The organism is Gilliamella sp. W8145, from assembly GCF_016101145.1.
Lineage (GTDB): Bacteria > Pseudomonadota > Gammaproteobacteria > Enterobacterales > Orbaceae > Gilliamella > Gilliamella apis_A.
On sequence record NZ_JACFRC010000001.1, the window covers coordinates 1,404,417 to 1,424,110 of the forward strand.

The window sequence follows — 19,694 nt, forward strand, 5'->3', positions numbered from 1 at the left end:
AACATTATCCGTTTAATTAATTAAAACTAGCAAAAAGTAATGCTATGTGATTGATGGCCTATATTGTAATGATTCTAGCTGTATGGTCTAGGGTTATTTATGAATTATGTTATAAATGTAGAAAAACTATCAACTAACATATAATTCAATATTCAATTAATTTATGATTGTTTACTGAATAATCTGTATAAGCATACTAAATAATTTATAAGGAATAAAATGGAAAAACAAACTGTAGTTATTGAATATTATGTTAATACCCAGTATTGGTTAGATGCTTATTATGCAAAATATGGCGTATTAGATCATGATTTCGCGCAAAAATTGAATGATTCAACACCAGACAATATGCGACACTTTACTATGTCATTTAATAATGAAAAATTAGTCATTCTTAATAAAGATAAAAATGAAATTAATACTTTCTATTATAAGGATTTTTTTGCATTAAAAAAACTGAAAATGGCTATTTATTTTTTATCAATAATCAAGATTTTTATTTTGTTAGTCAACAATCTTTAAAATCCGACGAACTAGAAATCATTTATGATTTTTTATGTGATTATTTAGGAAAAAATTTAGAAACGCAAATAGCAGAGATAGACACCTATAAAATGGATATTAATAGAATCTATTATTGTTTTTATTATTTACTATTTAAAAAATCTATAATGGCCCCTATTTATATACTTGTAATGTTTTTACCATGCTATCTTTTAATAAAAGATTCTAGCCATGCATTATTTTTCGTTTGTATTACAATTATATATTCAATTGCAATCTACTTCAGTATCAAACCTGGTTTAAAATGTTCAGCTGAAAATTGGTGTAAAACAAGTAATAAAATTTTTATTTGTTCAAAGGTAATTTTTTATGAAGATAGATTTACAATGACAGCTAAAACCCAATTAAGTACTACAGTTATAAAATATGAGCAATTACACAAAATAAGAAAGACAAAAAAAGGTTATCTGTTTATTATAAATTGTAATAGTGGTTATCTATTTTATAACGAGGATTTTACATCCCAACAACGACAAGTTCTTGAAGATAAACTAATGCAATATAATAATTTTTATTTAAAATAACACTCGTAAACTTACCCCACTGTTCATCTGGTGGGATAAGTTATAGCGGTAATTTGTTATAAAAAAGTGAAGATTTGTTCTTCTGGTAAACGTGATTTTGGACGATGGGCATTACCATCATTTTCAGAACGATAACCTAACGTTGCAATAACTAGGCTTTTTAGCCCCTTTTGTTTTAAGTTTAAAATTTCATCCATTTTTTCACAATCAAAGCCTTCCACTGCGGTAGAATCAACACCAATAGCAGCAGCGGCAAAAAGTAATTGTCCTAATGCTAAATAAGTTTGTTTACCTTCCCAACTCTGTTGTGACTCAATTGTCTTACTATTTTTAGTGACAAAGAAACGTCTTGACTCATCCTGAGTTTGTTTTAGTTCGGATGATGGTAATCTGCCATCTTTCTCTTCTTGGTTAAGCAAATTAACTAAATGGGCATCTTCTAAAGGTGATTTAATACAAAATAAAATAGTATGAGATGAATCGGTTACTCGTGGCTGATTAAATTCAGCTATAGCAGGTAAAATTTTATTTTTAGCTGCATCATTATCAATAATATAAAAATGCCAAGGTTGTGAATTAACTGAAGATGGACTGTTTCTTAAAACTGTAAGTAATTGTTCTATTTTTTCTTTGGGAATTTTTTTACTTTTATCATAATGTTTGGTGGTATAACGTTTTTGAGAAATTTCGACAATGTTCATCTTTTGACCCCATCTTATTAATTGTGAGTAAATAATAGTTAGTATGAATTTTAAATTTGATTAATCAGATATCTTAGTCAAAATTACGATCTAAATGCTTATAGAAATATAGCACCAATCAAATTTAATTAGTAGAAACTTAGTTATCATAACTGAATATTATTATATAGAAATATTTTTTACTTAAACAATTCATCGTTGCTAAAAGATACGAGCATTTTAGTTTTTTTAAGAATATAATTTAAACAAAATAAAAGATGAAATCATTTACATTAATATAAATTAATATTATTATAATATAAGTACTTAATAAGCATATTCGTTTAAAAGCAATGCAACGGAAAATGCGCTAATTATAATTAGAAGACGTTATCATGGATAGAAAATACGTTATTTTTACGAGTAAAGCTGTAGCAATAAAATTATACACACTTGTTATTATACTATGTCTATTCTATAGCATCCCTGTTCTCGCATTAAATGAAGTAACCGCTTCTAATATAAATGGTAATTCACCCTATATTACAATAAATCAAGATAGATCTCCTTCCGATATCATCGATTTACTATGGATAGCGGTAAAAAAAGACGATAACCAAACGCAAATAGCACCATCCAATAATGAACAAGGACCAGTTGAAGACCCAAATTTAATCTATTATCGCCCTGATTTTAACTCTTCCCCTGATGAATTAATCGACTTACCTAGTTCTATTGACACATTTGATAAAATTATCACGTTGGTATCAGATTATAAAAAGGAACAAGAAGAGCTCGAAACAATTTTAACTGACAAACAATATTTTGAAGATAATGATGGTGATGATGGATTTAAAGCAACAGGGACGTTCAAAATTGAAATTAAAGATAGTGACAATAAGGCTGTTAAATTAAGTGATAAATTAGATGATTGCGTTGGCTTTTATGCTGTAACTTTAACTACCTCAGATTCAGAACTTTCAACCACTTATGGTTTACCTAATAATAAAAACTATCCTAGTGCTAGCAAAACTTACTACGTTAGATCATTAAGTGGTGGCTTGCCCCATGTTTGTTGGTTACAACCTTCATTAGAAAAAGGTTATCCTCCCTATTCCTATACACAGCAAGAATATGATGATTATTTCAATGAATGGCCACGTTATAAAGACGAAACTATAGTTTGGTCGCCAACTAAAGGGTTTAAGCCGGCCGAAAAACACTTAGAACGCCCGTGGGGAAATTTTCCAACTACCGCTGCAGATAAATTATATTTTAATGTTGTGTTATCAGGTGCAAAATGGCAGGATGTGAGTTATACAAAAAGTCGAGAAAGTCAGGCTGTTGGATTAAAATTAAGCGGTAAAAACAATATACTTAGGGTTGAGTTTAATGGTCCAACTTTTAGTGAAAAACCTGACGATGCCATTCTTGATGAATTATGGGATCTGGGGTTTTCATTAAAAGTAGGTAATAGGGTTATTTATAGTTTTGAATTAGAGTATTGGTTTTTTATCTCTACTAATACTGCCAAAGACTTTAATTATGCTTATCAATATTGTCAGTGTAAAGGGGGAATCGCTATGTATCCTATAGAAAGATATCAGGCAACCAATGCTCTTTATCACACCGAAATTGACGAAAATAATAAAAGAAATCATTATATCCGTACAACCGAAACTCTCTTAGGTGAATGGGGTAATACAATTAATGAAGTTTACCCAAGTGATGATTTAGGTAATATGATGTCAAATATGGTCTGGACATCGAGTAGAGTTTACGATGATGATTACAACAATTTAATTAGAAAAAGTCATAAAGTTAAACCAAAATTACGTATTACTGGTGACGATGACGACGATGATGATTGGGATGATGATGGCTGGGATGACGATGACGATGACGATGACGAATGCAAGGGGGAACCACGTGATTACGACCCCTACTATACACATTTTTACGCATTTGATCTCAATGATGGTAGTATTAAAAAGATACCAAAAGAAACCGAAGGCTTAAGAGTAATTTGTGTATCTGATTAATATTTGTAATTCATTTTACTTAAAAGCTTTTCAACAATATAGCTATATTACTTTCTGATTACTATTTGATTTAATCAATATTTATTATTGACATTAACGCCTTTTTTTGATAGAAATAGTACCAATATTTTATTCATAAGATAACAATTGAGAAGTTAATGATTAAATGTACTAACCTCCTACTCAGCCTCCTCCTCGCATCGGTTTGCGCGGATAGCTTGTGTGTGGAGTAAAAGTGATTTAATAATTGACTCAACAAATTTACAAGAACCCGCGCTAAAGTGCGGGTTTTTTGTTTTCTTAACTTGAAATACCGGGATAGCGCTAAAATATAAAGGAAATAACAATGAGCGATCAAATTATTATTTTTGACACAACATTACGTGATGGTGAACAGGCGTTACAAGCAAGTTTAAGTGTTAAAGAAAAACTTCAAATAGCTTTAGCATTAGAAAGAATGCAGGTAGATGTCATGGAAGTCGGTTTTCCTATCTCATCTCCAGGTGATTTTGAATCAGTACAAACTATTGCTAAAACCATTAAAAATAGTCGTGTTTGTGCATTATCTCGTTGTATTGATAAAGACATTGATGTAGCAGCTGAAGCCTTAAAAGTAGCCGATCAATTTCGTATTCATACTTTTATGGCAACATCAACGTTACATGTTAAAGACAAATTAAAAATGACATTTGATGATGTCGTTGAACAGGCAGTGCACTGTGTTAAACGTGCACGTAATTATACAGATGATGTGGAGTTTTCTTGTGAAGATGCAGGCCGTACCCCAATTGATAACTTATGTCGGATTGTTGAAGCAGCAATTCAAGCAGGGGCAACCACGATCAATATACCGGATACTGTCGGTTATACTGTCCCTTATCAATTTGGTGGCATTATTCATACCTTATTTGAACGTGTCCCGAACATTGATAAAGCGATTATCTCTGTTCATTGCCATGATGACTTGGGCATGTCGGTGGCTAACTCGATTAGCGCGATTCAAGAAGGTGCTAGGCAGATTGAAGGGGCGATGAATGGTTTAGGTGAACGAGCTGGTAATACTGCTTTAGAAGAGGTTATTATGGCGATTAAAGTCCGCCAAAATATCTTAAACGTTCACACAAATATTAATCATCAAGAGATCTATCGTACCAGTCAAATCGTCAGCCAAATTACTAATACACCAATACCCTCGAATAAGGCGGTAATTGGTAGTAATGCCTTTGCTCATTCCTCAGGAATTCATCAAGATGGTGTGCTAAAAAATCGTGAAACCTACGAAATAATGACCCCTGAATCAATTGGCTTAAATCAAATTCAACTAAATTTAACCTCACGCTCAGGCCGAGCAGCGGTAAAACATCGCTTAGCGGAATTAGGTTATCAAGATAATGATTATAATTTAGATCAAGTTTACCAAGCTTTTTTAGAACTCGCCGATAAAAAAGGCCAAGTTTTTGATTATGATTTAGAAGCATTGATTTTCATTAATCAACTAAAAGATGATGAAGAGCATTATGTATTGGATTATTTTAATGTACAATCTGGCTCTACTGTCGTTTCAACAGCTTCAGTTAGTTTGATCATCGGCGATCAAAAATATTCAGATGCAGCAACAGGTAATGGCCCTGTTGATGCTGTTTATCAAGCGATAAATCGTATTACTGGCGAACCTATTTCAATTGTGAAATACCAATTAGCATCTAAAGGACAGGGTGAAAATGCCTTGGGTCAAGTCGATATCGTTGCCGAATATAAAGGACGTAAATTCCATGGAGTTGGGCTTGCTACCGACATTGTTCATTCATCAGCATTAGCATTAATTAATGTGTTAAATAATGTTTATAGAGCAAATCAGGTTGCAGAACAAAAACAGAAATTGCAGCAAGACTAAAAAGTAAACATTGTTTCGTTACTTAATAACGAAATACTTAAAATATAATTAGATTGTTAAGGAATAGATATGTCACAAAATTACCATATTGCAGTATTACCTGGTGACGGTATAGGCCCAGAAGTGATGAAACAAGCCTATAAAGTGTTAGATGTAATTCGTCAAAAATATAACCTAGCCATTACAACTAGTGAATATGATGTAGGTGGTGCTGCAATTGATATTCACGGTTGTCCGCTACCAAAAGAGACGTTAGAAGGATGTGAAAAAGCTGATGCTATCTTATTTGGTTCAGTTGGCGGTCCAAAATGGACAAATTTACCACCAGACCAACAACCTGAACGCGGTGCTCTATTACCATTACGCAAACATTTTAAATTATTCGCCAATATGCGCCCTGCTAGTTTATATCAAGGTTTAGAAGAATTATGTCCGTTACGTGAAGATATTGCTAAGCGTGGCTTTGATATTTTATGTATGCGCGAGTTAACTGGTGGTATCTATTTCGGTTTACCAAAAGGTCGTGAAGGAACAGGTCCACAAGAGCGAGCTTTTGATACTGAAGTTTATCACCGCTTTGAAATTGAACGAATTGCCCGTATGGGATTTGAAGCAGCCAAAATCCGTCGTAAAAAAGTAACGTCAGTAGATAAAGCAAATGTTCTACAAACTTCCATTTTGTGGCGTGAAGTTGTAAGTGAAGTAGCTAAACAATACCCTGATGTCACATTAGAGCATATGTATATTGATAATGCCACTATGCAGTTAGTGAAAGATCCTGCACAATTTGATGTATTACTTTGTTCTAACTTATTTGGTGATATTCTATCAGATGAATGCGCTATGATTACTGGCTCAATGGGAATGTTACCTTCTGCTAGTTTAAATGAAGATGGCTTTGGTTTATATGAACCCGCTGGTGGTAGTGCACCAGATATTGCAGGTAAAAATATTGCTAATCCTGCTGCACAAATTTTATCATTAGCACTGTTAGTTCGTTATAGTTTAAAACGTGATGATATTGCTAAAGCCATTGAAAATGCAGTTAATAAAGCTTTAGAACAAGGTACTCGTACTATTGATCTTGCTCGTGGTGGTAGTTATGTTTCTACCGATGAAATGGGCGATACCATTTGTCGTTTAATTTAATTTTTAAAGTAAGGGTTAATATATCTTATTAACCCTTTTGCAAGAATATTAAAGGAATATAAGCAATGTCTACAAAACCAAAAACATTGTATCAAAAATTATACGATGCACATGTTGTCTATGAAGCACCTAATGAAACGCCTATTTTGTATATTGATCGCCATTTAGTCCATGAAGTTACTTCTCCACAAGCATTCGATGGCTTACGAGCAATGAATCGTAAAGTTCGTCAACCACACAAAACATTTGCTACTATGGATCACAATACTTCAACGAAAAGCAATGATTTAAGTGCTTGTAGTGAAATGGCGCGAATCCAATTAACTGAATTAGCCAAGAATGCAGAAGAATTTGGTGTATCTTTATATGGGTTACAAAGTCCATTACGCGGTATTGTGCATGTTGTTGGTCCAGAACAAGGGATGACATTACCTGGTATGACCATTGTTTGTGGTGATTCTCATACAGCAACACATGGTGCTTTTGGTGCATTAGCTTTTGGTATTGGGACATCGGAAGTTGAACATGTTTTAGCCACTCAAACGTTGAAACAAGGTCGAGCTAAAACAATGAAAATTGAAGTCAAAGGTAAAGTAGCTGATGGTATTACCGCAAAAGATATTATCTTAGCGATCATTGGTAAAACAACCAGTGCAGGTGGTACTGGTCATGTAGTTGAGTTTTGTGGAGAAGCAATAACTTCTTTATCAATGGAAGGCCGAATGACATTATGTAATATGGCAATTGAAATGGGGGCTAAAGCTGGATTAGTTGCACCAGATGAAACCACTTTTGAATATTTAAAAGGACGACAATTCTCTCCTAAAGGCGATGACTTTGAGCAAGCTGTCGCCTATTGGAAAACCTTAAAAACCGATGAAGGTGCACACTTTGATACCATTGTTACTTTGGAAGGTAAAGATATTGCGCCACAAGTAACTTGGGGAACTAATCCCGGCCAAGTAACCGCTATTGATTCTCAAGTACCAAATCCTCAAGATTTTTCTGATCCAATTGAAAAACATTCAGCAGAACGTGCATTAGCCTATATGGGGTTAACCGCTGGAACTAAAATGTCTGATATTAAGATCAACAAAGTATTTATTGGATCATGTACTAATTCCCGTATTGAAGATCTTCGCGCCGCAGCTGAAGTTGCCAAAGGTCGTAAAGTTGCCGATGGAGTTCAGGCCCTTGTCGTACCAGGTTCAGGTCCAGTACGAGAACAAGCTGAAGCGGAAGGATTAGATAAAATTTTTATCGATGCTGGATTTGAGTGGCGTTTACCAGGATGTTCAATGTGTTTAGCGATGAATGATGATAAATTAGCACCAGGTGATCGCTGTGCATCTACCAGTAATCGTAATTTTGAAGGTCGACAAGGCCGTGATGCAAGAACACATCTCGTCAGCCCTGCAATGGCAGCCGCAGCAGCCATTACTGGTCATTTTACTGATATTCGCAAACCATTTTAAGGAGGCTTATCATGGCAAAGTTTACAACACATACAGGATTAGTCGTTCCTTTAGATGCAGCGAACGTTGATACCGATGCAATTATTCCTAAACAATTTTTACAAAAAGTTACTCGTACTGGATTTGGACAACATGCATTTCATGAATGGCGATTTTTAGATGATGCCGGTAAACAACCTAATCCTGAATTTGTACTAAATAAACCACGATATACAGGCGCGAGTATTTTATTAGCTCGTGAAAACTTTGGTTGTGGCTCATCTCGAGAACATGCTCCTTGGGCATTAACTGACTATGGATTTAAAACTATTATTGGCTCGAGCTTTGCTGATATCTTTTATAATAACTCATTCAATAATCAACTATTATTAGTTAACTTGTCTGAAGAAGAAGTAGATGAGTTGTTTAAATTGGTTGAAGCCAATGATGGAATCGAATTCACTATCGACTTAATAAATGAAGTCGTGATCGCGGGTGATAAACAATATTCATTTAAAATTGATGCCTTCAAACGCCACTGTTTATTAAATGGTTTAGACAACATTGGCTTAACCCTGCAACATGAAGATGCTATCAGCTCTTTTGAGCATAAAATTCCTACATTCTTAAATTAATTTATTTAGGCGCGCAAGCGCCTTGTATAGGAATAATTAATGACAACCCATCATGATAAAGTAAATCAACAGTTCGGCCAGCAAGCTAACGCCTACTTAACCAGTAAAGTTCATGCTCAAGGTGCTGATCTTGAATATCTAGCCAGTTTTTTAACTAATTATCCTAATGCTGAATTTTTAGATATGGGATGTGGAGCAGGCCATGTTAGTTTTATTGCAGCAAAACAGGTTAAACACGTAACAGCTTACGATCTATCGGAGCAAATGTTAGCGGTGGTTGAACAAACTGCGAATGAACGTAACTTAAAAAATATTACCACCGTACAAGGTTATGCTGAACATCAACCATTTGACGATAACTATTTTGATATTGTCGTCAGCCGTTATTCTGCCCATCATTGGCAGGATGTGGGTAAAAGTTTGCGTGAATTACATCGGATCACCAAACCAAATGGTAAATTAATTATTATGGATGTCGTTTCTCCTGGTCAACCTATTTTAGATATTTGGTTACAAACAGTTGAAGCACTACGTGATACATCCCACGTACGCGACTATACGCCTGGCGAATGGTTGACATTTTTAAGCGAAGCTGGATTTACTATTGATAAGATTCAACGCCATCGTTTACCCTTGATTTTTGATAGTTGGATAAAACGTATGCGTACACCGAATAATTTAGTGGATGCGATAAGAACTTATCAAATAAGTGCATCTCAAGATACAAAATCTTACTTCGAATTACAATCAGATGGATCTTTTACCTCTGATATGATGACTATCGAAACACAAAAAGTGATTTAAAAATTAATAGTAAAAGAATCGAAAACAGCCAATTATTATCAAAGCTGTTTTCGTTGATTTGACGGTGGTATCGATAAAGATTCACGATATTTAGCAACCGTTCGACGGGCAATAATAATCCCTTGATTTTCTAAAATTGAAACTAGTTTACTATCACTTAAAGGTTTTTTAGCATCTTCTTCAGAAATATATTTTTTAATTAAAGCCCGAATTGCTGTCGATGATGCTTCACCACCAGATTCAGTATTAACATGGCTAGAGAAAAAGAATTTCAACTCAAATATACCATTAGGGCATTGTAAATATTTTTGCGTTGTAACGCGTGAAATTGTTGATTCATGCATATCAATCGCCATAGCAACATCTGACAAAATCATTGGTTTCATATATTCAGCACCATTTTCAAAAAATTCTTGTTGGTGCTCAACAATAAATTGACTCACTTTTAATAGTGTCTCATTACGATTTTCGACACTTTTAATAAACCAATTTGCATCTTGCAAATGTGCGCGAATGTATTGGCTATCACTTTCATTACTAATTTTTTCCATTGCCGCATATTGTTGATTAATGCGCAGTGTCGGAACGGTATCGCTGTTTAATTCAGCTATCCATTTCCCATCCATCTTTTTTACCACAAGATCAGGAATAACATAATCCGGAGGTAAGGTATTGACCGAATCACCAGGATAAGGTTGTAAATGCTGAATAAAATTAATGGCTTCTTTTAACTGTTCATCCGTCGCATTTAAGCGTTTTTTTAATGTTCGATAATCATGATTTGCTAATAAATCTAAATAGTTATCAATAATCTGTTTAACTAATACAGGCGAAGTTAAATGCTGAGTTTGAATAGACAAACATTCTTGTAAAGATCTCGCTCCAACCCCGATTGGATCAAAATGCCAAATTCGCTTTAAAACTGCCTCAACCTCATCAAGTTCAATTTGACTATTGCCTTGTTCCTCTAGAATTTCTTCAGTTGAAACGGTTAGATAACCTCTGTCATCAATAGCTTCAATAATCGAAACAGCAATTGCACGATCAATGTCACTAAATGGTGTTAAATCTAATTGCCATTTTAAGTAATCATGCAATGTTTCATGTGTTTCACCTTGATAGATTGGTAACTCATCATTACGATAATCTGAGTGAGTTCCTGAGGGAGTACCAGCTGTGTAAATATCATCTAATGAGGCATCTAATGGAATATCCTCGGGGATTTCTTGGCTATCCAATGCTTCACGAGTATCAATATTTTCGTTTAGTTCATCTTGTTCAATATTAATTTCATCATACTGATCGGCAATCTCTAATAATGGATTGTTTTCGAGTACAGTTTGAATTTCTTGACGTAATTCTAAAGTCGACAATTGCAACAATCGAATAGCTAATTGTAATTGTGGCGTCATTGACAACTGTTGCGAAACCTTCAGTTGTAAGCCTTGTTTCATCATAATCTATAATCTAAATTCATGTCCTAAATAAACACGTTTAACATAGTCATTATTTAATATACTATCTGGTGTACCTTCAGCAATTAAATGTCCCTTATTCACTATATAGGCTCGTTCACAAACATCAAGTGTTTCACGAACATTATGATCGGTAATCAGTACGCCTAAACCACGATCACGTAGGTGTTTAATAATATTTTTAATATCAATTACCGAAATGGGATCTACACCCGCAAATGGTTCATCAAGTAAAATGAATTTAGGATTTGCCGCTAATGCTCTAGCTATCTCAACTCGTCGTCGTTCTCCGCCGGATAATGATTGACCAATATTGTCTCGGATATGGGTAATATGAAACTCTTCAAGTAACTCTTCTGCGCGATTAATCTTTTCATTTTTATCAATATCATTGCGAGTTTCTAAAATAGCCATAATATTATCAATAACGGAAAGCTTTCTAAATATTGACGCTTCTTGAGGCAAATAACCTATTCCTTTTTGCGCTCTCTCATGTAATGGCAAAATACTGATATCATGATCATCAAGGTAAATTTTTCCGGCATTTAGAGTCACAATACCAACCACCATATAAAAAGTAGTTGTTTTACCAGCACCGTTAGGACCAAGTAAACCAACTATTTCACCAGAGTTTACAGTTAAACTAACATCTTCAACAACTCGTCGTTTTTTATAAACTTTAGCAAGATTTTCCGCTTTTAAAATTGCCATTTATTTATTCATCTCTTTTACTTGACTTGGAATGATAGTACTTTTCACTCGGCCTTTTTTACCTGGTTGTGCAACTATTTGCTGTTTTTTCACATCATAAGTAATAATTGAGCTACTGATATGGTTATCTTGTTGAAATAACTCTGCATTACCTTGTAATACTATATTATTTTCTTTAACATTATAGATAACCTGTTGTGAATGACCGGTCACAATTTTTTTATTTTGTGGAAGAATTTGTTTATATTTTACCGGTTTACCATATGCAGTTATTTTTTGTTTACTTGTATCTTGCATATCTGTAATCACCACTTTATCTGCCCATATCGTCAAACCATCTTGAATAATCTGAACATTACCACTAAAAGTAATAATATTTTTATCAATATCAATTTGTTGGTTATCTGCATCAACGGTAATTGGCTTATTATCAACAAACATCTTTTGATCTTTTGAGGCGGATGAAGTATCTACGTTAGTCTCATCAGCAAAACAAGTAAATGATACACATAGCATAAAAAATAATGGAAAAAATGTCTGTTTTTTTGATCTCATTTTTTATTGAGCCTCACTATTATAAAAAGTTTTTACATTTTCAAGTATATTTGCTGTTTTTTCGCGCAAATTACCAACCAATCCCACACCTGTTGAGAAAAAGCCAGTTCCCTTGATTTTTACTGGATCTTTAGAGGTGACTAGTTGCGTTGTTAAATCAACCACTGCATCATCAGTTAATACTTGCTGTAATTGAGAATCGGCTATTAAATTAGTTAATGTTACATCTTGATAAAGGTAAATTAGTTTATCTTTTGTCAAAGTCGCTCGTTTTGCTTGAATATGCCATGTTGCGGTATGATCCTGATCATAAAGTGTAACTTTAGGTAAATCAAAATCAGTATTTTCATTATTATCAAAATGCTCTACTTTACCCGATTCAATTTTATATACTATATTACCGGATAAATCATAGACATTGGTAACCATATCTTCACTTTGATAAATTGGCATTTCAGGCTGATTTGCATTTGATGGCGTACTCAACACGTCATCATCATTTTGATAACTATAATAAACACCAACTATTAAAATAAGAAGCAAGAAACAGATTAAATTTTTTTTATTCATAGTTTACGTTAATTACCTGAATAAGATTAATCAATAACGCAGGCATATCATTATGACAAATCATCTAAATATTAATTTATTTTACTTTATTTTTTATTAAATTAATATCTGACATTGCAAGAAGTTAAATGACATTCTGATAATAATTCAGATACTTTAATATTAATACCATAAATACCTCAAAATATACCAATAAATATATTTTAATGTATTTGATAATAGATTAATAATAATTATCATCTATTTGAATTTAAAGAAAATATAATGCTCTTCATTGATTGATTAATTATTTACTATAATATATCAATTAATATATAAAATTTTTAGTAATATAGATCTATTATGTTTAATTTTTAAGTCTGAAAATTAGCTATAATCATTTAATAATGATTAAAAATATCAATAGGAAATCAATATGTTATTTAGATTAAAAAACAGTCTCTATTTATTAACTGTTTTATTAATGCTGGAAGTAGCTAGTTTTTATCATTATGCTTATGCTGATTTAAATGTTAATGAGAGTAAAATTGGCACAGTTGTCGACGAGCTCAATGGAGTTAAAGTTTACTATAATGGTAATATAAATCATGTCAGTAGTCGCAATGTAGCTAAAGATGGTTATAATTTAGGTCTTAAATATCAATGTGTTGAATTTATTAAACGTTACTATTATGAACGTTTCAATCATAAAATGCCGGATAGTTATGGCCATGCAAAAGATTTTTTCGATGATTCTATTCCTGATGGCAAAATGAATACCAGACGTAATCTACTTCAGTTCCATAATGGATCAACTACCAAACCTAAAGTAGAAGATATTATTGTTTTAGGCTGGTCTCAATATGGCCATGTTGCTATTATCAGTAAAGTTAGCGACAATGAGATCGAAATTGTTCAGCAAAATCCAGGACCTAACGCAAGCAGTCGGGTGACTTTTCCGTTAATTTATAAAGATGGATTATGGAAAATAGAAGGTTATCGTGTTTTCGGTTATTTGCGTAAACGTTAAACAATTAATTAAATAATGGTTTATAAATAATAAACCTATCAATGTTAACTTTGTTTAACAATAGGCTATTATTATAAAATACCTTATTAGGTATAAAATTAATATTTGATATTAAAAGCATTTAATTGGTTTTCAGGAATTAATTCTGTAACATTTATCGCCGTTATACGGGCTGAAACTGGTCCGCCCTGTTCAAACCATTGTATTAATTTAGCAATTGATATGCTATCCCCTTGTATTAGTATTTCTACATCACCATTATCTAAATTTTTAACATAACCAACTAAACCCAGTTTGGTAGCTTGTTGATAAGTAAAGAAGCGAAAACCAACACCCTGTACACGACCACACACTCGAATTTTAACTTGTCGTATCATAATAGAAAGTCTCAATTATTATTTATAATAATTAATCTCATTATAAATATTTTTTCTTAACTTAACCTTATTATTTACCTAAGCTAATCAACAAACCAATCATTACGCTGTTGTGACACTATATTTATTGTTTGTAGAATAGTAGATAAATGTTCATGCAGCGCCAATGCCGCCATTTCCGGATCATGTTTTTTTAGTGCCATAACGATTTTTTTGTGTTGCTTTACTAAGTCTTCTGGTGGAGAAATATCTTCTAAGGTGAGATATCGAACTCTGTCCATCATTGCTTTGATATTTTCGACCGTTTCCCAAGCCATTGGACAATCGATAACATTCATTATAATTTGGTGAAATTCGTCATCTTTTTCCAAAAAAGATCGAATATCTTTTCGCTTATTGGCATCTATTTGTTCGGCAAGATTTTTATCCAATAATACCAGATCGGATTCGGTAATTTCTTGTGCTACTCGTTTAATAATTGCACACTCAACGGCTTCACGGATAAATTGCCCATCAATCACTTTTTTAATGGAGATTTTTGTTACAAATGTGCCTCGCTGTGGCAAAATTTTAACTAACCCGGCTTCGGCTAACTTGATAAATGCTTCACGAACTGGCTGACGTGATACATTGAATTGACTTGAAATCTCTTTTTCAGAAAGTAAAACTCCCGGTAACACCTGACAAGTAATAATCGCTCTTCTTAATGCACGATAAACTTGCTGATTAACCGGCTCAGAAATATTTAATTCAATAAGTTTAAACATATACCATTTTTATGTAATAAAATTAAATTACAATAAATAGTAGGTGATTTTTAAATATAAGAAAAGTTTTTTTAAAAAATACTATATATTTTAAATAACTAGAAATATGATTATAGAAGGTGTAATGACTAAAATAAGCTATTACACCTTAGTTATTATCAATTATTGTTAGTTGCATTTATAGTACTAAAAAGTTCAGTTAAATTTTTAACTGTCTGTTTAGCACCTAAATCTCGCAATGCTAGGTAAGCATTTGTTACCTTATCGACAAAAAGTTGATTATGCGGTAAGTCACTACCAAACACATGAGTTAAAGACAATAACGCTTCTACTCTATTTTCATCATCGGCACTATTTGCGACAAGCTCGTTTATTTGCATAATTGAAGGATCACTTACCTCAATAGATTTACCCGCATCATCAACCCCACTAACGTAGCGCATCCAAGCAGCAACACCTAAAGCAAGACAATCAAATGCAGTATTATTAGCTACATGATAACGAATTGAATCAAGCATTCGTTGAGGTAGCTTCAATGTTCCATCCATTGCAATTTGCCATGTACGATGTTTTAAACCGGTATTTCGATAACGATCAAGTAATGAATCAGCATAAGCAGAAAGATCAACATCTTTAACTCGCAACGTTGTTGCTTGTTCATTTAGCATTAAATGTCTAGCAGCTGTAACATAATTATTATCCTGCATACATTTATCTATATGTAAATAACCGGCTAGATAGCCTAAATATGCAAAAAAAGAATGGCTACCATTTAACATGCGTAACTTCATTTCTTCATATGGTAATACATCATTAACTAATTCTGCACCCACTTTTTGCCATTGGGGGCGCCCTGCCACAAAATTATCTTCAATAACCCATTGCCTAAATGGTTCACCAGCAATGCCCGCAGGGTCATCAATACCACCTAGTTGTTTGTTTATTTTTACCATAGTTTCAGGCGTTGCAGCTGGTACGATTCGGTCAACCATTGTAGATGGAAATGTAACATTATCATTGATCCATTGGGCTAAATCAGGATCTCGCTGTTTAGCCAATGCTAAAACAACATTACGTGTAACATGCCCATTTTCAGGCATATTATCACAAGACATCACCGTAAATGGTTTTAATCCTTGTTCTTTACGTAAACGTAATGCCTCAACAATGACGCCCGGAACAGATTTGGGTGCATAAGGATAAGAAATATCATGACTAATTAATGGATTATTAGTATCTATGGATGCTGTCGAAGGTAGATAGCAATAGCCTTTCTCAGTTATGGTTATCGATACAATCGCAATTTCAGGACGAGTCATCACTGCTAAGACTTTTTGTATTCCATCAATATCTGCATGTAATGCTTCTTTTGCAATACCAACAACGCGGGTATTCCAATTATCATAAGACATTTCACAAACACTAAACAAGCAATCTTGTTGTTTTAAATCTTGAATTTGAGCTTCACCACCAATCAAGTTAACTTCACAGTATCCCCAATCGCTATCATGCTGTGTAGCTAGTATATCCGTATAAACAGCTTGATGAGCACGATGAAAAGCGCCAAAACCGAGATGAACAATTTTGGTTTTAATTTTGCTTCTATCATAAGTTGGAACAACTACCCCCTTAGGTAGTTGTGATAAAGTTTGATTTGATAATCTCATAAAAGTCTCTAATTAATAATTAATTAAACAATAATCATTTATTTTGTAGTTTTATTTTCCTACCCATTGCTGATATTCTTTTTTAATTTTATTAGGTGCTGTTTCAGGCAATAACGCAATACCAATAACAGATAAAATACCTAATGTACCAACATATAAGGCTAATCCAGAATAATGTCCACTACACATTTGTAAAATCTTAACTGCACAAAGCCCTAAAATACCACTTCCAATTAATGAACCAACCTGCCATATCAACGCTATACCACTACAACGAATTGCTGTCGGAAATAATTCTGGGAAGAATGATGCTTGTGGTGCATAACACATAGCATGACCTATAGGTAAAACAATTATCATTGCTAACTGAATTAATATATAATTCTGTGTATTGACCATTAAGAAAAATGGAACTATAAAAATTACTTGCAGAAGAGCGCCAAGTATATAGACTCTTTTTCTTCCCCATTTATCCGATAAAGCACCCATTAACGGGATAGTAAAAATCTCGATGACTACAGCAACAATTATTGCATCTAATACATAACTTTTATTAAATTGATTTACATTTACATAGGCTAAAACAATCACTGTAAACATAGCAAATGAACATGCTTCAATTAGTTTTGCGCCAACCCCTTTAGCAACAATCCCCGGATAATTTTTCATAACATCTTTCAACGGCATTGAAGATTCAACAGCTTTAGTTTGTCTAATTTTTTCAAAAACTGGTGATTCGTCAATACGTAATCGGATAAATAATCCCAATATAACTAAAAGTAAACTTAATAAAAATGGTATTCTCCAACCAAAATCAAGCATTTGTTCTTCTGAAAGTAATGATGTTAATAAAGCAAAAAGCGCTGAAGGTAACAAAAAACCAAGTGGTGCACCTATTTGCACCCAACTAGAGAAAAATCCGCGCTTTTCAGGCGGAGAATATTCCGCTGTCATCAACACCGCACCTGCTTGTTCGCCACCAACACCAAATCCTTGCAGAACCCTAATTAAAATTAGAATTACAGGAGCCCACCAACCAATTGATGCATAAGTTGGTAATAAACCAATAACGAATGTTCCTAATCCAACAATTAAAATAGTAATGACTAACGCTTTTTTTCTTCCTACTTTATCGCCCATATGACCAAAAACAATACCGCCAATAGGTCTAGCAAAAAAACCTACTGCATAAGTAGCAAATGCTGCAAGAGTGCTAATAAAAGGATCATTACTAGGAAAGAACAGTTGACCAAAAAAGAGTACTGCTGCCGTTCCATATGCAAAAAAATCATAATATTCTGCAGCAGTTCCAATAGATGATGCAACAGCTACACGCCTTATAATATTCCGTTTTTCTTTTTCTTCCATTGTTTCTAAAGTTGACATATTAATTTCCTTCATTTTTTAATTACCAATTCCACAATGTGCCATCTTCTAGACGAGCAATTGGCAAATAAGCAGGATTGTATGGATATTTTGCTGCAAGTTTTTCATCAAAATCGATTCCTAATCCGGGTTTGTCACTTGGATGCATATAACCATCATTAAAGGTCCAATTAGGCGAGAAAACTTCTAACATCTGTTCGGAATAACCCATAAATTCTTGTACACCAAAGTTAGGTACCCACATATCAAAGTGCAGCGCCGCTGCATGACAAATTGGTGATAAATCAGATGGACCATGCGAACCAGTTCTAACTTGATAAAGAGCCGCAAAATCAGCAATCCGGCGCATATGTGTAATACCACCAGCATGAGTTATCGTGGTTCGAATATAATCAATCAGTTGTTCTTCAATTAATTGTTTACAATCCCAAATGCTATTGAATACTTCACCGACAGCAATTGGTGTTACGGTATGTTGACGAATTAAACGGAAGCACTCTTGATTTTCTGCAGGTGTCGGATCTTCCATCCAAAATAGTCGGTAGTCTTCAATACTTTTGCCAAATCGTGCTGCTTCAATTGGGGTTAAACGATGGTGCATGTCATGCAATAAATGTTCATTAAAACCAAATTTATTTCTTACTGCTTCAAATAATTTTGGTGTGAAATCAAGATATTTATCGGTTGCCCAAAATTGCTCTTCAGGATAATTACCTCGAGTAGCCGGCTCATAAGCTAAATTTTTACCTTTACTTTGGCCGTATGTGGTCTTCATTCCTGGTATTCCACACTGAACACGAATGGCTTTAAACCCCATTTCCTTATGTTTGGCATAATCATCCAACGCTTCTTCAATATCTTTACCAGTGGTATGGCAATAGACCATGACACCAGTACGTGAAGCTCCACCTAATAACTGATAAAGTGGCATATTGGCTACTTTACCTTTGATATCCCATAACGCCATATCAATTGCTGATATCGCTGACATGGTCACTGGCCCTCGACGCCAATAAGCACCTTTATAGAAATATTGAAATATATCTTCAATTTGACTAGCATCTCGGCCGATTAACTGTGGACAAAGATGATCTTTGAGATATGATGCGACAGATAATTCTCGTCCGTTGAGTGTCGCATCACCAACTCCATATACGCCTGAATCTGTAGTGATTTTTAATGTGACAAAGTTCCTTCCTGGACTACACACAAAAACCTCTGCTTTTACGATTTTCATTTGATACCTCTGAAAAATGATTAATGAGTAAACTTTAATTTTAATCATACTACCATACAAGTAGATTAGAAAAATTATGTGATATTGATCACATAAATATTAACTTTATGAGAAATAAGTAATAAAAAACCCCGCTCCTCAAATTTTTGAGGAACAGGGTTTTTAAATGTCTAGTATAGTCGTAGATAGTTTTT

The 19,694-nt window shown here is 33.7% G+C and carries 18 protein-coding genes; 8 read left to right on the forward strand and 10 right to left on the reverse strand.

Annotated features, from left to right (window positions below):
* Positions 1–219 precede the first annotated feature (219 nt).
* The gene (locus tag H3T80_RS06245; RefSeq protein ID WP_198200774.1) at positions 220–522 is read left to right on the forward strand and encodes a hypothetical protein; all 303 of its coding nucleotides are present in this window, start codon (positions 220–222) and stop codon (positions 520–522) included.
* Positions 523–1,144: 622 nt separating this feature from the next.
* On the opposite strand, the gene nfsB is transcribed toward H3T80_RS06245, so the two are convergent.
* Positions 1,145–1,789 (reverse strand): oxygen-insensitive NAD(P)H nitroreductase, encoded by a 645-nt coding sequence (gene nfsB, locus H3T80_RS06250; RefSeq protein ID WP_110447232.1) that lies wholly within the window; start codon positions 1,787–1,789, stop codon positions 1,145–1,147.
* 374 nt (positions 1,790–2,163) lie between these two features.
* On the opposite strand from nfsB, the gene H3T80_RS06255 reads away from it, so the two are divergent.
* The 6 genes from H3T80_RS06255 to H3T80_RS06280 all read left to right on the forward strand — a co-directional run bounded on the left by H3T80_RS06255 (position 2,164) and on the right by H3T80_RS06280 (position 9,746).
* Positions 2,164–3,810: a hypothetical protein gene (locus H3T80_RS06255; RefSeq protein ID WP_198200775.1), complete on the forward strand. Its 1,647-nt coding sequence runs from the start codon at positions 2,164–2,166 to the stop codon at positions 3,808–3,810.
* Positions 3,811–4,156: 346 nt separating this feature from the next.
* Positions 4,157–5,704, forward strand: coding sequence for a 2-isopropylmalate synthase (gene leuA, locus H3T80_RS06260; protein WP_198200776.1), 1,548 nt, complete (start codon positions 4,157–4,159; stop codon positions 5,702–5,704).
* A 69-nt stretch (positions 5,705–5,773) separates the two neighbouring features.
* On the forward strand, positions 5,774–6,853 hold the full coding sequence (gene leuB, locus H3T80_RS06265) for a 3-isopropylmalate dehydrogenase (RefSeq protein WP_086363822.1): 1,080 nt from the start codon (positions 5,774–5,776) through the stop codon (positions 6,851–6,853).
* A gap of 65 nt (positions 6,854–6,918) precedes the next feature.
* Positions 6,919–8,328 (forward strand): 3-isopropylmalate dehydratase large subunit, encoded by a 1,410-nt coding sequence (gene leuC / locus H3T80_RS06270; protein WP_086363823.1) that lies wholly within the window; start codon positions 6,919–6,921, stop codon positions 8,326–8,328.
* 8 nt (positions 8,329–8,336) lie between these two features.
* On the forward strand, positions 8,337–8,942 hold the full coding sequence (gene leuD, locus H3T80_RS06275) for a 3-isopropylmalate dehydratase small subunit (RefSeq protein WP_367274774.1): 606 nt from the start codon (positions 8,337–8,339) through the stop codon (positions 8,940–8,942).
* A gap of 39 nt (positions 8,943–8,981) precedes the next feature.
* The gene (locus H3T80_RS06280) at positions 8,982–9,746 is read left to right on the forward strand and encodes a class I SAM-dependent methyltransferase (RefSeq protein ID WP_198200778.1); all 765 of its coding nucleotides are present in this window, start codon (positions 8,982–8,984) and stop codon (positions 9,744–9,746) included.
* 38 nt (positions 9,747–9,784) lie between these two features.
* Here H3T80_RS06280 and H3T80_RS06285 read toward each other — a convergent pair whose 3' ends face one another.
* The 4 genes from H3T80_RS06285 to lptC are packed head-to-tail and all read right to left on the reverse strand — an operon-like array spanning position 9,785 to position 13,057.
* The gene (locus tag H3T80_RS06285; protein WP_198201172.1) at positions 9,785–11,200 is read right to left on the reverse strand and encodes an RNA polymerase factor sigma-54; all 1,416 of its coding nucleotides are present in this window, start codon (positions 11,198–11,200) and stop codon (positions 9,785–9,787) included.
* A gap of 6 nt (positions 11,201–11,206) precedes the next feature.
* Positions 11,207–11,932 carry an LPS export ABC transporter ATP-binding protein gene (gene lptB, locus H3T80_RS06290; protein ID WP_110447227.1) on the reverse strand — a complete coding sequence of 242 codons (726 nt, stop codon included), beginning with the start codon at positions 11,930–11,932 and terminating at the stop codon, positions 11,207–11,209.
* Positions 11,933–12,487, reverse strand: a complete 555-nt coding sequence (lptA, locus tag H3T80_RS06295) for a lipopolysaccharide transport periplasmic protein LptA (protein ID WP_198200785.1) — start codon at positions 12,485–12,487, stop codon at positions 11,933–11,935.
* 3 nt (positions 12,488–12,490) lie between these two features.
* Positions 12,491–13,057, reverse strand: a complete 567-nt coding sequence (gene lptC, locus H3T80_RS06300) for an LPS export ABC transporter periplasmic protein LptC (RefSeq protein ID WP_198200787.1) — start codon at positions 13,055–13,057, stop codon at positions 12,491–12,493.
* Between the two features lie 415 nt (positions 13,058–13,472).
* Here lptC and H3T80_RS06305 point away from each other — a divergent pair, with 415 nt between their 5' ends.
* Positions 13,473–14,066 carry a CHAP domain-containing protein gene (locus H3T80_RS06305; RefSeq protein ID WP_198200791.1) on the forward strand — a complete coding sequence of 198 codons (594 nt, stop codon included), beginning with the start codon at positions 13,473–13,475 and terminating at the stop codon, positions 14,064–14,066.
* A gap of 98 nt (positions 14,067–14,164) precedes the next feature.
* Here H3T80_RS06305 and yccX read toward each other — a convergent pair whose 3' ends face one another.
* From yccX to manD, 5 genes are all read right to left on the reverse strand, one after another.
* Positions 14,165–14,443, reverse strand: a complete 279-nt coding sequence (gene yccX / locus H3T80_RS06310; protein ID WP_198200793.1) for an acylphosphatase — start codon at positions 14,441–14,443, stop codon at positions 14,165–14,167.
* Between the two features lie 83 nt (positions 14,444–14,526).
* Entirely contained in the window at positions 14,527–15,210 is a 684-nt protein-coding gene (locus H3T80_RS06315; RefSeq protein ID WP_110447222.1) for a GntR family transcriptional regulator, read from the reverse strand.
* Positions 15,211–15,368: 158 nt separating this feature from the next.
* Entirely contained in the window at positions 15,369–16,877 is a 1,509-nt protein-coding gene (locus tag H3T80_RS06320) for a mannitol dehydrogenase family protein (RefSeq protein ID WP_198200796.1), read from the reverse strand.
* Between the two features lie 51 nt (positions 16,878–16,928).
* Positions 16,929–18,263 (reverse strand): MFS transporter, encoded by a 1,335-nt coding sequence (locus H3T80_RS06325; RefSeq protein ID WP_110447220.1) that lies wholly within the window; start codon positions 18,261–18,263, stop codon positions 16,929–16,931.
* Positions 18,264–18,285: 22 nt separating this feature from the next.
* Positions 18,286–19,500, reverse strand: a complete 1,215-nt coding sequence (gene manD / locus H3T80_RS06330) for a D-mannonate dehydratase ManD (RefSeq protein ID WP_034902860.1) — start codon at positions 19,498–19,500, stop codon at positions 18,286–18,288.
* Positions 19,501–19,694 lie beyond the last annotated feature (194 nt).

Coding starts and splice junctions, on each gene's coding strand:
- H3T80_RS06325 (WP_110447220.1), bottom strand. CDS start 18,263: ATGTCAACTTTAGAAACAATGGAAGAAAAAGAAAAACGGAATATTATA.
- nfsB (WP_110447232.1), bottom strand. CDS start 1,789: ATGAACATTGTCGAAATTTCTCAAAAACGTTATACCACCAAACATTAT.
- manD (WP_034902860.1), bottom strand. CDS start 19,500: ATGAAAATCGTAAAAGCAGAGGTTTTTGTGTGTAGTCCAGGAAGGAAC.
- lptA (WP_198200785.1), bottom strand. CDS start 12,487: ATGAGATCAAAAAAACAGACATTTTTTCCATTATTTTTTATGCTATGT.
- lptC (WP_198200787.1), bottom strand. CDS start 13,057: ATGAATAAAAAAAATTTAATCTGTTTCTTGCTTCTTATTTTAATAGTT.
- H3T80_RS06280 (WP_198200778.1), top strand. CDS start 8,982: ATGACAACCCATCATGATAAAGTAAATCAACAGTTCGGCCAGCAAGCT.
- leuB (WP_086363822.1), top strand. CDS start 5,774: ATGTCACAAAATTACCATATTGCAGTATTACCTGGTGACGGTATAGGC.
- leuC (WP_086363823.1), top strand. CDS start 6,919: ATGTCTACAAAACCAAAAACATTGTATCAAAAATTATACGATGCACAT.
- H3T80_RS06255 (WP_198200775.1), top strand. CDS start 2,164: ATGGATAGAAAATACGTTATTTTTACGAGTAAAGCTGTAGCAATAAAA.
- yccX (WP_198200793.1), bottom strand. CDS start 14,443: ATGATACGACAAGTTAAAATTCGAGTGTGTGGTCGTGTACAGGGTGTT.
- H3T80_RS06285 (WP_198201172.1), bottom strand. CDS start 11,200: ATGAAACAAGGCTTACAACTGAAGGTTTCGCAACAGTTGTCAATGACG.
- H3T80_RS06245 (WP_198200774.1), top strand. CDS start 220: ATGGAAAAACAAACTGTAGTTATTGAATATTATGTTAATACCCAGTAT.
- H3T80_RS06320 (WP_198200796.1), bottom strand. CDS start 16,877: ATGAGATTATCAAATCAAACTTTATCACAACTACCTAAGGGGGTAGTT.
- H3T80_RS06315 (WP_110447222.1), bottom strand. CDS start 15,210: ATGTTTAAACTTATTGAATTAAATATTTCTGAGCCGGTTAATCAGCAA.
- leuA (WP_198200776.1), top strand. CDS start 4,157: ATGAGCGATCAAATTATTATTTTTGACACAACATTACGTGATGGTGAA.
- lptB (WP_110447227.1), bottom strand. CDS start 11,932: ATGGCAATTTTAAAAGCGGAAAATCTTGCTAAAGTTTATAAAAAACGA.
- H3T80_RS06305 (WP_198200791.1), top strand. CDS start 13,473: ATGTTATTTAGATTAAAAAACAGTCTCTATTTATTAACTGTTTTATTA.